Consider the following 13,230-nt stretch of genomic DNA (forward strand, 5'->3'; position numbering starts at 1 on the left):
AGCGTAGAAGCCATGAACCAAGCGTACGAACCGCTGCATCTGCACGTTCCCGAACCTTCGGGCCGTCCTGGCTGCAAAACCGACTTCTCCTACCTGCGTCTGACCGACGCCGGCACGGTGCGCAAACCCCCAATCGACGTTGAACCGGCTGACACGGCTGATCTGGCCAAGGGCCTGATTCGCGTGCTCGACGACGAAGGCAATGCCCTCGGTCCGTGGGCTGAAGGCGTGCCCGTTGAGATCCTGCGTAAAGGCATGCGCGCCATGCTCAAGACGCGGATCTATGACAACCGCATGGTGGTCGCCCAGCGTCAGAAAAAAATGTCGTTCTACATGCAAAGCCTTGGCGAAGAAGCCATCGGCAGCGGCCAGGCCCTGGCGCTGAACGTCGATGACATGTGCTTCCCGACGTACCGCCAGCAAAGCATCCTGATGGCGCGCGAAGTGCCGCTGGTGGACCTGATCTGCCAGCTGCTGTCCAACGAGCGTGATCCGCTCAAGGGACGTCAGTTGCCGATCATGTACTCGGTCAAAGACTTCGGCTTCTTCACCATTTCCGGCAACCTCGCCACCCAATTCGTACAGGGCGTGGGCTGGGGGATGGCCTCGGCGATCAAGGGCGACACCAAAATCGCCTCGGCCTGGATCGGCGACGGCGCCACCGCAGAATCGGACTTCCACACCGCCCTCACCTTCGCCCACGTCTACCGTGCGCCGGTGATCCTCAACGTGGTCAACAACCAGTGGGCGATCTCCACGTTCCAGGCGATTGCCGGGGGTGAAGCCACCACGTTCGCCGGTCGTGGCGTCGGTTGCGGGATTGCCTCCCTGCGGGTCGATGGCAACGATTTTGTCGCGGTCTACGCCGCCTCTGCCTGGGCCGCCGAACGGGCGCGCCGCAACCTCGGCCCGACCATGCTCGAGTGGGTCACCTACCGCGCCGGCCCGCACTCCACCTCTGATGATCCGTCCAAATACCGTCCTGCCGACGACTGGAGCTACTTCCCGTTGGGCGACCCGATTGCGCGCCTCAAGCAGCACCTGGTGAAAATCGGCCACTGGTCCGAAGAGGAACACGTCGCCGTCAGCGCTGAACTGGAAGCCGAAGTGATTGCCGCGCAGAAAGAAGCCGAGCAGTACGGCACCCTCGCCGGCGGCCAGATTCCAAGCGCCGCGACGATGTTCGAAGACGTTTATAAAGAGATGCCGGAGCACTTGAAGCGCCAGCGTCAAGAGTTGGGGATCTGACATGAACGACCACAACACCACTATCGAGCTGAACACGGAAACCGCCATGACCACAACCACCATGACCATGATCCAGGCCCTGCGCTCGGCCATGGACGTGATGCTTGAGCGTGACGACAACGTCGTGGTCTTCGGCCAGGACGTCGGCTACTTCGGCGGCGTGTTCCGTTGCACCGAAGGCTTGCAGAACAAGTACGGCACCTCCCGCGTGTTCGACGCGCCGATCTCCGAGAGCGGCATCGTCGGCGTCGCCGTGGGCATGGGCGCCTACGGTCTGCGTCCGGTGGCCGAGATTCAGTTCGCCGACTACGTGTACCCGGCGTCGGACCAGATCATTTCCGAAGCCGCGCGCCTGCGTTATCGCTCGGCCGGCGAGTTCACCGCACCGATGACCCTGCGCATGCCTTGCGGTGGCGGCATCTACGGCGGCCAGACCCACAGCCAGAGCATCGAGGCGATGTTCACCCAGGTTTGCGGTCTGCGCACGGTCATGCCGTCCAACCCTTACGACGCCAAAGGCTTGCTGATCGCCTCCATCGAAAACGATGACCCGGTAATCTTCCTGGAGCCGAAACGCCTGTACAACGGCCCGTTCGACGGCCACCACGACCGCCCGGTAACCCCGTGGTCGAAACACCCGGCCGCACAAGTCCCGGACGGTTACTACACCGTGCCGCTGGACGTTGCCGCCATCGCACGTCCGGGCAAGGACGTGACCATCCTGACCTACGGCACCACGGTTTATGTGTCGCAAGTCGCGGCTGAAGAAACCGGGATCGACGCGGAAGTCATCGACCTACGCAGCCTCTGGCCGCTGGACCTGGACACCATCGTCAAGTCGGTGAAGAAAACCGGCCGCTGCGTGATCGTTCACGAAGCGACCCGCACTTGCGGCTTCGGTGCCGAACTGGTCGCCCTGGTGCAAGAGCATTGCTTCCACTACCTGGAAGCGCCTATCGAGCGCGTCACCGGTTGGGACACTCCCTACCCGCACGCACAAGAGTGGGCGTATTTCCCTGGTCCGTCCCGAGTGGGCGCGGCTTTGCATCGGGTTATGGAGGTCTGAATGGGCACGCACGTTATTAAAATGCCGGACATTGGCGAAGGCATTGCAGAAGTTGAATTGTCGGTGTGGCACGTCAAGGTCGGCGACATGGTCGTCGAAGATCAGGTGCTGGCCGATGTGATGACCGACAAGGCGATGGTCGACATCCCTTCGCCGGTCCACGGCAAGGTGATTGCGCTGGGCGGACAGCCTGGCGAAGTCATGGCGGTGGGCAGCATCCTGATCAGCATTGAAGTCGAAGGCGCGGGGAACGTTAAAGAGTCGGCTCAGCCGGCGACCGTTGCTACTGCTGTGAAAGAAGCACCGGTTGCGGCGCCAAAAGTTGCCGCCATAGCTGAAAGCAGACCGGTCGCTGCTGCCGCTCCACGAGCGGCCGTGTGCCAAGGGCCGATGGTGGCTCGCGAGGCGGATGAACGCCCACTGGCCTCCCCGGCTGTGCGCAAACATGCGCTCGATCTCGGCATCCAGCTGCGTCTGGTGCGGGGCACTGGCCCTGCCGGTCGCGTGCTGCATGAAGACCTCGACGCCTATCTGGCTCAGGGTCAGAAGCCGCAATCGACCGCCACCGCTGCTTACGCCCAACGTAACGACGAAGAACAAATCCCGGTCATCGGCATGCGCCGCAAGATCGCCCAGCGCATGCAAGACGCCACGCAACGCGCCGCTCACTTCAGTTACGTCGAGGAAATCGACGTCACGGCCGTGGAAGAACTGCGTGCGCACCTGAACGAAAAACACGGCGCGACCCGTGGCAAGCTGACGCTGCTGCCGTTTCTGGTCCGTGCCCTGGTTGTCGCCCTGCGCGACTTCCCGCAAATCAACGCCCGATACGACGACGAAGCCCAGGTCATCACCCGCCTCGGCGCCGTGCACGTGGGCATCGCCACCCAGGCCGACATTGGTTTGATGGTGCCGGTGGTGCGTCATGCCGAAGCACGCAGCCTGTGGGACAGCGCCACGGAAATCTCCCGGTTGGCCACCGCCGCGCGCACTGGCAAGGCCAGCCGCGATGAGTTGTCCGGCTCGACCATTACGTTGACCAGCCTCGGCGCTTTGGGCGGGATCGTCAGCACACCGGTGCTGAACCTGCCGGAAGTGGCGATTGTCGGTGTCAACAAAATCGTCGAACGCCCGATGGTGGTCAAAGGCCAGATCGTGATTCGCAAGATGATGAACCTCTCCAGCTCCTTCGATCACCGCGTGGTCGACGGCATGGACGCGGCGCAATTCATCCAGGCCATTCGTGGCTTGCTCGAACAACCCGCCACCCTGTTTGTGGAGTAAGGCATGCAACAGTCTCTGAACACTACGCTACTGATCATCGGCGGCGGCCCCGGCGGTTATGTGACGGCGATCCGTGCCGGTCAACTGGGCATCTCGACCATTCTGGTGGAAGGCGAATCGTTGGGCGGCACCTGCCTGAACATCGGCTGCATTCCGTCGAAAGCGCTGATTCACGTTGCTGAACAGTTTCACCAGACCCAACATCACAGCCAGCACTCCGCACTGGGCATCAGCGTGTCAGCGCCGACCCTCGACATCAGCAAAAGTGTCGAGTGGAAGGACGGCATCGTTGATCGCCTGACCACGGGCGTTTCGGCGCTGCTGAAAAAGCATAAAATCAAGGTTATTCAAGGTTTTGCGAAAGTTATTGATGGTAAAACCGTAGAAGTGGGCGATACGCGCATCCAGTGCGAGCACCTGGTGCTGGCCACTGGTTCGAAAAGCGTGAACCTGCCGATGCTGCCAATTGGCGGCCCGATCATCTCCTCCACCGAAGCCCTGGCGCCGACCTCCGTGCCAAAACGGCTGGTGGTGGTCGGTGGCGGTTACATCGGTCTGGAGCTGGGCATTGCCTATCGCAAGCTCGGCGCCGAGGTCAGCGTGGTCGAGGCACAGGAGCGCATCCTGCCAGCCTACGACGCCGAACTGACCCAGCCGGTTCATGACGAATTGAAAAAACTCGGCATGAAGCTTTACTTGAAGCACAGCGTGGAAGGCTTTGATTTAAAAGCAAATACACTGCAAGTTCGTGACCCGAATGGCGACACGTTGAACCTGGAAACCGATCAGGTGCTGGTGGCGGTCGGGCGCAAACCCAACACGCAGGGCTGGAACCTAGAAGCGCTGAACCTGGACATGAACGGTTCGGCGATCAAGATCGACAACCGCTGCCAGACCAGCATGCGCAACGTCTATGCCATTGGCGACGTGAGTGGCGAACCGATGCTCGCGCACCGGGCCATGGCTCAGGGCGAGATGGTGGCCGAACTGATCAGCGGTAAATCCCGCGAATTCAACCCGACCGCGATTGCCGCCGTGTGCTTTACCGACCCGGAACTGGTGGTGGTCGGCAAGACGCCGGACGAGGCTAAGGCCGCGGGTCTGGACTGTATCGTGTCGAGTTTCCCGTTTGCGGCGAATGGCCGGGCGATGACCCTTGAATCGAAAAGCGGCTTTGTGCGGGTCGTGGCGCGCCGTGACAATCATGTGATTGTTGGCTGGCAAGCCGTTGGCGTGGGTGTTTCGGAGTTGTCGACGGCGTTCGGCCAGAGCCTGGAAATGGGCGCAAGGCTGGAAGACATCGCCGGCACCATCCACGCGCACCCGACCTTGGGCGAAGCGGTCCAGGAAGCGGCGTTGCGTGCGTTAGGCCACGCGTTACACCTATAACGCAAAACCTGTAGGAGCGAGGCTTGCCCGCGAAGAACGATGACCCGGAGTATCTGGTACACCGCGGTGCCTTGTTCGCGGGCAAGCCTCGCTCCTACAGGGATTGCAATTGCGGGCTGCGAAACCACCCCGGAATGAAGTATTGTTGTCCCCATCCAAAAAAACGTCAGAAGCCTTGAACCGTTTCGACGGTTGTTCAGTGATAGAGGGTGTCATGGGTAACGAAAGCATCAATTGGGACAAGTTGGGTTTTGACTACATCAAGACAGACAAGCGCTATCTGTCGCACTGGCGTAATGGCGAGTGGGACAAGGGCACCCTGACCGAAGACAATGTGCTGCACATCAGCGAAGGCTCCACCGCCCTTCACTATGGCCAGCAATGCTTCGAAGGCCTGAAGGCCTATCGTTGCAAGGACGGTTCGATCAACCTGTTCCGTCCGGATCAGAACGCCGCACGCATGCAACGCAGCTGCGCCCGCCTGCTGATGCCACAGGTGTCCACCGAGCAGTTCATCGAAGCGTGCAAGGACGTGGTTCGCGCCAACGAGCGTTTCATCCCGCCTTACGGCACCGGCGGCGCGCTGTACCTGCGCCCGTTCGTGATCGGCGTGGGTGACAACATCGGCGTGCGTACTGCACCCGAGTTCATCTTCTCGATCTTCTGCATCCCGGTCGGCGCCTACTTCAAGGGCGGCCTGACCCCGCACAACTTCCTGATCTCCAGCTACGACCGCGCAGCTCCACAAGGCACCGGTGCGGCCAAGGTCGGTGGCAACTACGCCGCCAGCCTGATGCCAGGTTCCCAGGCCAAGAAAGCGCACTTCGCTGACTGCATTTACCTGGACCCGATGACCCACACCAAAATCGAAGAAGTCGGTTCGGCCAACTTCTTCGGGATCACCCACGACAACAAGTTCGTCACGCCGAACTCACCGTCAGTACTGCCGGGCATCACCCGTCTGTCGCTGATCGAGCTGGCCAAATCGCGCCTGGGTCTGGAAGTGGTCGAAGGTGACGTGTTCATCGACAAGCTGTCCGACTTCAAGGAAGCCGGTGCATGCGGTACGGCTGCCGTGATCACCCCGATCGGCGGCATCAGCTACAACGACAAGCTGCACGTGTTCCACAGCGAAACCGAGGTCGGCCCGGTCACCCAGAAGCTCTACAAAGAGCTGACAGGTGTACAGACTGGCGAAATCGAAGCGCCAGCCGGCTGGATCGTCAAGGTTTGATCTGACACCCGCGGCCTCGAAGCCCTTCATTGCCTTGGTAATGAGGGGCTTTTTTATGAGTGCTGGCCGCGTTCGCTGCCTCCCGGCGCGATGCGCTTGCCCTCCCTGCCCTTTATCCCGCTGGCCTGGCCATCCTGTTGCTTGCCAGTCCGCGCCTGAGTGATCAGCCCCGGAATCAGCGCACCTTCCGGCAGATTCTTCCAGAACCGCGCCGGCAAATGCCCTTGCATGACTTTCGGGTTCAGCCGCGCAGGGTTAAAGATGTGGCTGTAGTACGTCAGCCACATGTCGCCGTGTGGATCGTCGACGTTTTTCGCCAGTTGCTGCCATTCAGCCGGGCACTTGCGTTGATGAATCAACTGGTCGCCATCGTAGTAAACACCGTCCCGAGGCGTGGCAATCAACCAGCGATGTCGGCCCATTCGACCGATGAAGTGTTCAGTGGCACTGCGCAGGATGTCATGAGCCGGTTCATGCCAGGCAACGTAGTGCGGCCCCTCGCCTAGCGGTATCGGCACGAAGCGTACGAATGCATGTAAATGATGAGCTTCACGCTGTACCTGTTTGATTCTCCTGTGTAACTCACTGCCGGTTTTATCTCCGGCCATCATCGCCGTGCGGTCGCCATGACTCACCCGCCACAGTACTTCGTACAGCAGGCTCCAGCGCTGATCGCCGCGATAACGAGCGGCTTGCTCAAGTGTGTCGAGCAGCGTTCGCGGAATTCGTGCCTGAAACGGACCTTGTGTTTCAGGCAACACATCATCACTGGCGAACAGGTCCGCCACACGTTCACTGGCCCAACTGACCAGACAAGGATCAACCTCATGGCTCAACAGCCAGCGTGCTTGCTGGCGCCAAGTATCGAACAGATCGTCGCAATCCAGATTGATCATCCCCAGAGCCCCATTTGCTGGGGTTGTGGCCGGTCGCGCAGTTGTTGATAGAGCGTGTGACTGGTGACCTCAGCCTGTTGCGGGTGGTAATCGCTGGTGATGAAGAACGGCTTGGCCTTGGCCAGCACGCAACGCATGCGGGCCAAGTCCTCATAGCGAATACGTCGCTGGCGGCGCAGCTCCACCAGCCGCTCGGTCGTGCGCAAGCCGATACCGGGGATACGCGAAATCAAGGACGCCTCGGCGCGGTTCAAGTCCAGCGGAAAGACTTCACGGTGCTCCAGTGCCCAGGCCAGTTTCGGGTCGATGTCGAGTGCCAGATGCCCAGGGCCCTTGAACAGTTCGCCAGCCTTGAAGCCATAACTGCGCAACAGGAAGTCGGCCTGATACAAACGGTGCTCGCGCATCAGCGGCGGCGCGGCCAGCGGCACGCTTTTCGGGCTGTTGGGGATCGGACTGAACGCCGAGTAATAGACCCGCCGCAGACGGAAGTCGCCGTATAGCGCCTGGGCAGTATGAAGAAGGGTGCTGTCGTCGGTGTCATCGGCGCCGACGATCATCTGCGTGCTTTGCCCGGCTGGGGCGAATTTCGGAGCCCGCGGTTCGTTCAGGACGGTTTGTTCACCGGTGTAGATGGTTTGCATCGCTTGTTTGATCGAACCCAACTGCTTCTCCGGGGCGAGGATTTGCAGGCTGTCATCAGTGGGCAGTTCGATGTTGACGCTCAATCGATCGGCGTAGCGTCCGGCTTCTTCGATCAGCGCCGGGTCAGCTTCGGGAATGGTCTTGAGGTGGATGTAGCCGCGAAACTCATGGTCTTCGCGCAGCAGTTTGGCCACGCGGATCAATTGCTCCATGGTGTAGTCCGCCGAGCGAATGATCCCGGAACTTAGAAAGAGCCCACTGATGCAGTTACGTCGGTAGAAATCCAGCGTCAGCGTCACGACTTCTTCAGGAGTGAAACGCGCGCGTGGCACATCACTGGAACGGCGATTGACACAGTATTGGCAGTCATAAAGACAGAAGTTGGTCAGCAGGATCTTCAACAGCGAGACGCAACGACCGTCCGGCGTGTAACTGTGGCAAATGCCCATGCCGTCGGTCGAGCCCAGGCCGCTCTTGCCCTCGGAACTGCGCTTGGGCGCTCCACTACTGGCGCAGGACGCGTCGTACTTGGCGGCGTCGGCGAGAATGCCGAGCTTATCGATGAGTTCCATGAGGCACGCCCCTTTACTGTTTGGATATACAGTATAGGGTCAGCCCCTGAGGTTCAAGGCGTCATCGTGCCCTTGGTCCGATAGACGCCCTGAAGTCCGTCTTGGGCAATCCGGGCAAACAACCACTCGACAAACACCCGCGTGGCCTCCGTGACATCCGGCGCAACCCCGTAGTAATAACGCGGCAACGGCATGCGCAACTCGGGCAACGGGCAGATCAGGCGCCCGCTCGAAAGATGGGTGCCCAGCAAAGAGGTCGGGCACAAGGCAATGCCCTGCCCGTCCACGGCCGCCTCAAGCACCCGATGCATGTGATCAAACTGCCGGGTCACCTGAGTGGCTGACTGCCTTTGAGCAAAGTGCAGGGCCCAGTTGTGCCAGTCTTCGCGACGCGCCTTGGCGGTCAGCAGTGTGTGTCGGCTCAGTGCCGTGAGGTCTTCAAGCGGCAGGCGTTCGATCAGCGAGGGCGCCGCGACCAGTAACAGTTCGTCTTCGAACAGGGCACGCGCCTCAATCGCCGGTGCCCAGTCGTCACGCCCCCGACGAATGACGACGTCGAAGCCGTCGCGGGCATGATCGGGGGCCTGGGTTTGAGTAATGACCTGCGGTTTGATCTCCGGGTGTTGTGCGATGAAATCCTCCAACCGGGGCGCCAGCCACAGCATGGCAAAGGACGGCCGGACATTGATCTTCACCCTCGGCAACGAGGCCTGCTGCCTGAGCGCAGCGGCGGCGTCGGCGATCTGTGCCAGCCCGGCACTGATTTGCTCATAAAAGCGCTGGCCGGCCGGCGTCAGCAGCGATTGCCGGATACGCCGTTCGAACAGCAGCACGCCGAGGTGCTCCTCAAGCAATTTGATGTGCCGGCTGACGGCACTGTGACTGACATGCAGCTCTTCGGCCGCCAGGCTGAAACTCTGATGACGAGCCGCAACGGCAAAGGCACGAACAGCATTAAGCGGCGGTAGTGGATTGGTCATGCGTCTAATTTAGTCACATATGCGCCGCATTTAAAGCGTTTGTCACGCCCGCCTCGCCACGCCAATCTGCCCGCACGCGGCAAGCGCCACCTGACGGAGCACGACATGAACAGCTATGGACTCTTTCTACTTTTCGCCACCCTGACCATTTTGAGCCCTGGGCCAGGTGTACTCCTGACCTTGTCCAACGCCGCGCGCCACGGCTGGAGCGGGGCCGTGCCGGGCATTCTGGGGATCGCGTCGGGAGCGTTTATCGTCGCCGCCATCAGCGCCACCAGTGTCGGCTTGATACTCAGCACTTCGGCCAACGCCTTTACCGCGTTGAAGTACGCAGGCGCCGCCTATTTGTTGTACCTGGGTTTCAAAAGCTGGCGTTCGGATCGTTTCAGTACGCTGCTGGAAACACGCCCTTCAAGCCCGGGTTATCGCTACCTGGAAGCGGCGTCGATCCAGTTTTTGAACCCCAAGGCGGTGTTTTTCTTCCTGGCGGTATTCCCACAATTCATCGACACCTCGGCCCATTTCTCCGCCCAGTTTTTCAAACTGGTCGCCTCTTATGCGCTACTGGTGATCCTGGTGCATGGCAGCTACGCCTTGCTCGCCAATGCCGCCAAAGGCTGGTTGTCGAGCCCGAAGGGTTCGTGGCTGGCGGCGAAAGTCTCGGGCGTGACCTTCGCCGGTTTTGGCGTGCTCATGGCCTCGGCCAGTCGCTAAGGCGCTGGACTGGTGATCCGGTCACCGGTGGACACAGGTTTGGCGGTCGAGAGTTGAATCGGCAGTTCAATGGAAAAGCGGCTACCGAGTTCCTTTCGGCCAGTTGCGGTCAGCGCCAGCGCCCGACTGTCCAGATCCTGCGTCAGCCATTTACGCTTGATCGCCGTTTGCAGCAACGCCGCGCCCAACGATCCCCCCAGATGCGGTCGGCGCATGCTCCAATCCAGGCATGGGCAGGCTAACCGGCGGCGCAAGGTGTTCAGGTCTTTGACCTCGATCCCCAAACCTTCAAACATTGCTTCGCCGCTGTCGCTCAGCTGGTAAACCTGCTCATCGGTTTCCAGCAGCCAGCCTTTTTCCAGCATCCGGTCATGCAGCAACACCGCCAGGGTGCCAGCCATATGGTCGTAGCAGGTGCGGGCGAATTGCAGGCGATCCGGGGTGCGCGGGTTGAAGGTCGGCGCGGCGTTCTGGCCGACGACCATCAGCGCTTCCAATGCCTGGGCCACCCGTTTGTCCGCGAGGCTGTAATAGCGATGGCGGCCCTGGACGTGTAAACGCACCAGCGCCGATTCCTTGAGTTTGGCCAAGTGCGCGCTGGCGGTAGACGCGCTGACCTCGGCGATCGCCGCCAGCTCGGTGCTGGTGCGGGCGTGGCCGTCCATCAGCGAACAGAGGATCTTGGTCCGGGCCGGTTCCGCAATGGCCGCAGCGACTTGAGAGACGCCAATGTCGTGCTGTTCTGCGTTCATACTTCGCTCCCGGACGAATCAAGGGCCTTTCGGACTGGAGATAGTAGCAACACTTTCCCCACCACGAACAAGGCTGCGACCCATGGACCCGATCATCGCTGCGACTCATGCTGATCCTTATCCCTATTACGCACAATTGCGCGCCGAGGGCGGGCTGGTTTTTCATCAGGGACTGAAACTCTGGGTGGCCAGTAGCGCCCGCGCCGTGTCGGCGGTACTGGCGCATCCCGATTGTCATGTTCGACCGGCCCACGAACCGGTGCCCAAGACAATCGCGGGTGGCTTGGCCGGCCAGGTATTCGGGCAACTGATGCGAATGAATGAAGGCGAGCGCCAGCGGTGCCCGAGGTCGGCGATTCAGCCGGGGTTGGCGTTGATTGATGTTGATGAAGTGAATGCGCTGGTCGGCGCGCGGTTGCTCAGCCCGGACGCCGACGGCCTGTATAAGGCGATGTTCCGTGGTCCGGTGTGCGTGGTGGCGGCGCTGCTGGGGTTTACGCCAGCTCAGGGTCGGGTGATCAGCGAGCTGACGGCGGATTTCGTCGCGTGCCTGTCGCCGCTTAGCGATCAGGCGCAACTGGACGCAGCCGATGCGGCGGCGGAGCAATTGAGTGGTTATTTCATCGAGCTAATGGACGACCCGGCCCCTCAAAGCGCCCTGCTCGCCGGTATTCGCCAGCGCTTTGCGGCGACATCAGCCGCCCCTGAGTCGTTGATCGCCAACCTCCTTGGCCTGTTCTCCCAGACGTATGAGGCTACCGCCGGGCTGATCGGCAATGCGTTGGTAGCGCTGATACGAAACCCGTCGTTGCCGAGCGATCCGGTTCGCATCGATGAGCTGTTGGCGGAGGTCCAGCGCTTCGATCCGTCGGTGCAGAACACCCGCCGGTTCGTCGCCGCGTCCTGTGAAATCGACGGCGTGAGCCTGAGCCCCGGCGATGTAATCCTGGTGCTGCTGGCCTCGGCCAATCGCGACTCGCAGCTTAATGACCATCCCGACGCCTTCCTGCTCGATCGTCCGCAGCGTCGCAGTTTCACGTTTGGCGCGGGGCAGCATCAATGTCCGGGGCAGGTGTTGGCCATGAGCATCGCCAGCGCCACGGTGACGCAGATTATGCAGATAAAACCCGCGCTGGATCGATTGACCTGGCGCTACCGACCTTCGCTGAATGGGCGGATTCCGTTGTTCGCTGATCTGTCGGCAGGCTGATGGACCGCGTTATCGTTCTTCGCGAGCAAGCCCGCTCCCACATTGGAATGCATTTCAACTGTGGGAGCGGGCTTGCTCGCGAAAGCGGTCTCACCAACAACGCAGACTGATTACATCAAGTAAAAACTGAAATGACTGGCAATGCCTATATTCCAGGTGCCTTTCTCCCTAAAGTCACCCTAATAAAAGACCCCGAGGCGCCACTGATGCAAACCCGACTGGACACGGCACTGAACGCTTTTGCCCGCGCAGACCTGCTGCAAGGCCCCACGCCCATTCAACGCGCCGAACGCCTCGAACGGCTGCTGGGCCTGGATACCCAGGGAATCGGCCTGTTCCTCAAGCGTGACGATCACATGCTGATTGGCGGTGGCGGCAACAAACTGCGCAAGCTCGAATTCCATATCGGTGCGGCGCTGGCGGCCGGGGTCGATACGGTCATTACCATCGGCGGCCTTCAATCCAACCATGCTCGCCTGACTGCCGCCGTCTGCGCGCGCCTGGGCCTCGCCTGCGAATTGATCCTGACCCGCTCGGTGCCCAAATCCGAAGTGGATTACGAACTCAACGGCAACGTGCTGCTCGACCAGTTGTTCGGCGCAGAAATCAGCGTGCTCGCCGGTGGCACCGACTCACTCGCCAGGGCCGAGACACGGGCTGCGCAACTCCGGGAATCGGGGCGCAAGGTGATGGTGCTTCCTACGGGCGGCTCAACGCCACTGGGCAGTCTCGGTTATGCACGCTGTGCAGCAGAGATCGCGCAGCAGGAGACGACGCTCGGCCTCACCTTCAATCAAGTCGTTGTGCCCAACGGCAGCGCCGGGACCCATGCCGGGCTCGCGGCTGGCTTCCAGTTGCTGGACCGAGGCACATCGATCGTCAAGTCGTACTCGGTGTTATCCGATCAAGCCACGTCAGCGGACAGGACCCTGAAATTGACCCAGGACACCTTGGCGTTACTGGGCAGCAGCGCCATCGTGCAGGCCGACGAGATCAGCATTGACGGCAGCCAATTGGGCGACGGCTACGGTCTGCCGACACCCGCCATGCAGGACGCAGTACACCTGATGGCCCGCGCCGAAGGCCTGTTGATCGACCCGGTGTACTCCGGCAAAGCCTTCGCCGGCCTGTTGGCCGACCTCCGGCAAGGACATTTCCGCGCCGGGGACAACGTGCTGTTCGTGATGACCGGCGGCACACCGGGGCTGTATGCCTACCGGGAAACGTTTCAGGCTTAGCC

General features: G+C 61.1%; 12 protein-coding genes. 8 read left to right on the plus strand and 4 right to left on the minus strand.

Annotated features, from left to right (window positions below; all coding sequences use genetic code 11):
* The first annotated feature begins 12 nt into the window (after window positions 1-12).
* The 5 genes from ACIPL2_RS20265 (at window position 13) to ACIPL2_RS20285 (ending at window position 6,221) form a co-directional block, all read left to right on the plus strand.
* Window positions 13-1,248 (plus strand): 3-methyl-2-oxobutanoate dehydrogenase (2-methylpropanoyl-transferring) subunit alpha, encoded by a 1,236-nt coding sequence (locus ACIPL2_RS20265; protein WP_401358887.1) that lies wholly within the window; start codon window positions 13-15, stop codon window positions 1,246-1,248.
* 1 nt (window position 1,249) lies between these two features.
* Window positions 1,250-2,314, plus strand: coding sequence for an alpha-ketoacid dehydrogenase subunit beta (locus ACIPL2_RS20270; protein ID WP_401358889.1), 1,065 nt, complete (start codon window positions 1,250-1,252; stop codon window positions 2,312-2,314).
* Complete coding sequence (locus ACIPL2_RS20275; protein WP_401358891.1) at window positions 2,315-3,598, plus strand: dihydrolipoamide acetyltransferase family protein; 1,284 nt, start codon at window positions 2,315-2,317, stop codon at window positions 3,596-3,598.
* Between the two features lie 3 nt (window positions 3,599-3,601).
* Entirely contained in the window at window positions 3,602-4,987 is a 1,386-nt protein-coding gene (lpdA, locus tag ACIPL2_RS20280) for a dihydrolipoyl dehydrogenase (RefSeq protein ID WP_401358893.1), read from the plus strand.
* A gap of 214 nt (window positions 4,988-5,201) precedes the next feature.
* Window positions 5,202-6,221, plus strand: a complete 1,020-nt coding sequence (locus ACIPL2_RS20285) for a branched-chain amino acid aminotransferase (protein ID WP_401358894.1) — start codon at window positions 5,202-5,204, stop codon at window positions 6,219-6,221.
* A 53-nt stretch (window positions 6,222-6,274) separates the two neighbouring features.
* Here ACIPL2_RS20285 and ACIPL2_RS20290 read toward each other — a convergent pair whose 3' ends face one another.
* Genes ACIPL2_RS20290 through ACIPL2_RS20300 form a run of 3 tightly spaced genes read right to left on the minus strand, consistent with a single transcriptional unit; the run spans window position 6,275 to window position 9,314 of the window.
* A complete protein-coding gene (locus ACIPL2_RS20290) occupies window positions 6,275-7,117 on the minus strand; it encodes a TIGR03915 family putative DNA repair protein (protein WP_401358896.1) in 843 nt (280 codons plus the stop codon).
* Window positions 7,114-8,334, minus strand: coding sequence for a putative DNA modification/repair radical SAM protein (locus ACIPL2_RS20295; RefSeq protein WP_401358897.1), 1,221 nt, complete (start codon window positions 8,332-8,334; stop codon window positions 7,114-7,116). The genes ACIPL2_RS20290 and ACIPL2_RS20295 overlap by 4 nt, the downstream gene beginning before the upstream one ends.
* A 53-nt stretch (window positions 8,335-8,387) precedes the next feature.
* The gene (locus ACIPL2_RS20300; protein ID WP_401358898.1) at window positions 8,388-9,314 is read right to left on the minus strand and encodes a LysR substrate-binding domain-containing protein; all 927 of its coding nucleotides are present in this window, start codon (window positions 9,312-9,314) and stop codon (window positions 8,388-8,390) included.
* Between the two features lie 105 nt (window positions 9,315-9,419).
* Here ACIPL2_RS20300 and ACIPL2_RS20305 point away from each other — a divergent pair, with 105 nt between their 5' ends.
* Window positions 9,420-10,028, plus strand: a complete 609-nt coding sequence (locus ACIPL2_RS20305; RefSeq protein ID WP_401358899.1) for a LysE family translocator — start codon at window positions 9,420-9,422, stop codon at window positions 10,026-10,028.
* Here the strand turns inward: ACIPL2_RS20305 and ACIPL2_RS20310 are convergent.
* Complete coding sequence (locus ACIPL2_RS20310) at window positions 10,025-10,780, minus strand: ArsR/SmtB family transcription factor (protein ID WP_401358900.1); 756 nt, start codon at window positions 10,778-10,780, stop codon at window positions 10,025-10,027. The two genes, ACIPL2_RS20305 and ACIPL2_RS20310, sit on opposite strands and share 4 nt — an antisense overlap.
* A gap of 82 nt (window positions 10,781-10,862) precedes the next feature.
* On the opposite strand from ACIPL2_RS20310, the gene ACIPL2_RS20315 reads away from it, so the two are divergent.
* Together ACIPL2_RS20315 and ACIPL2_RS20320 are read left to right on the plus strand one after the other, a co-directional pair.
* Window positions 10,863-11,990, plus strand: coding sequence for a cytochrome P450 (locus tag ACIPL2_RS20315; protein WP_401358902.1), 1,128 nt, complete (start codon window positions 10,863-10,865; stop codon window positions 11,988-11,990).
* 206 nt (window positions 11,991-12,196) lie between these two features.
* Window positions 12,197-13,228, plus strand: coding sequence for a D-cysteine desulfhydrase family protein (locus ACIPL2_RS20320; RefSeq protein WP_401358903.1), 1,032 nt, complete (start codon window positions 12,197-12,199; stop codon window positions 13,226-13,228).
* Window positions 13,229-13,230: the final 2 nt, after the last annotated feature.

It is taken from the genome of Pseudomonas sp. NPDC086251, assembly GCF_044746405.1.
Lineage (GTDB): Bacteria > Pseudomonadota > Gammaproteobacteria > Pseudomonadales > Pseudomonadaceae > Aquipseudomonas.

Coding starts and splice junctions, on each gene's coding strand:
- ACIPL2_RS20270 (WP_401358889.1), top strand. CDS start 1,250: ATGAACGACCACAACACCACTATCGAGCTGAACACGGAAACCGCCATG.
- ACIPL2_RS20310 (WP_401358900.1), bottom strand. CDS start 10,780: ATGAACGCAGAACAGCACGACATTGGCGTCTCTCAAGTCGCTGCGGCC.
- ACIPL2_RS20305 (WP_401358899.1), top strand. CDS start 9,420: ATGAACAGCTATGGACTCTTTCTACTTTTCGCCACCCTGACCATTTTG.
- ACIPL2_RS20265 (WP_401358887.1), top strand. CDS start 13: ATGAACCAAGCGTACGAACCGCTGCATCTGCACGTTCCCGAACCTTCG.
- ACIPL2_RS20300 (WP_401358898.1), bottom strand. CDS start 9,314: ATGACCAATCCACTACCGCCGCTTAATGCTGTTCGTGCCTTTGCCGTT.
- ACIPL2_RS20290 (WP_401358896.1), bottom strand. CDS start 7,117: ATGATCAATCTGGATTGCGACGATCTGTTCGATACTTGGCGCCAGCAA.
- lpdA (WP_401358893.1), top strand. CDS start 3,602: ATGCAACAGTCTCTGAACACTACGCTACTGATCATCGGCGGCGGCCCC.
- ACIPL2_RS20320 (WP_401358903.1), top strand. CDS start 12,197: ATGCAAACCCGACTGGACACGGCACTGAACGCTTTTGCCCGCGCAGAC.
- ACIPL2_RS20295 (WP_401358897.1), bottom strand. CDS start 8,334: ATGGAACTCATCGATAAGCTCGGCATTCTCGCCGACGCCGCCAAGTAC.
- ACIPL2_RS20285 (WP_401358894.1), top strand. CDS start 5,202: ATGGGTAACGAAAGCATCAATTGGGACAAGTTGGGTTTTGACTACATC.
- ACIPL2_RS20275 (WP_401358891.1), top strand. CDS start 2,315: ATGGGCACGCACGTTATTAAAATGCCGGACATTGGCGAAGGCATTGCA.
- ACIPL2_RS20315 (WP_401358902.1), top strand. CDS start 10,863: ATGGACCCGATCATCGCTGCGACTCATGCTGATCCTTATCCCTATTAC.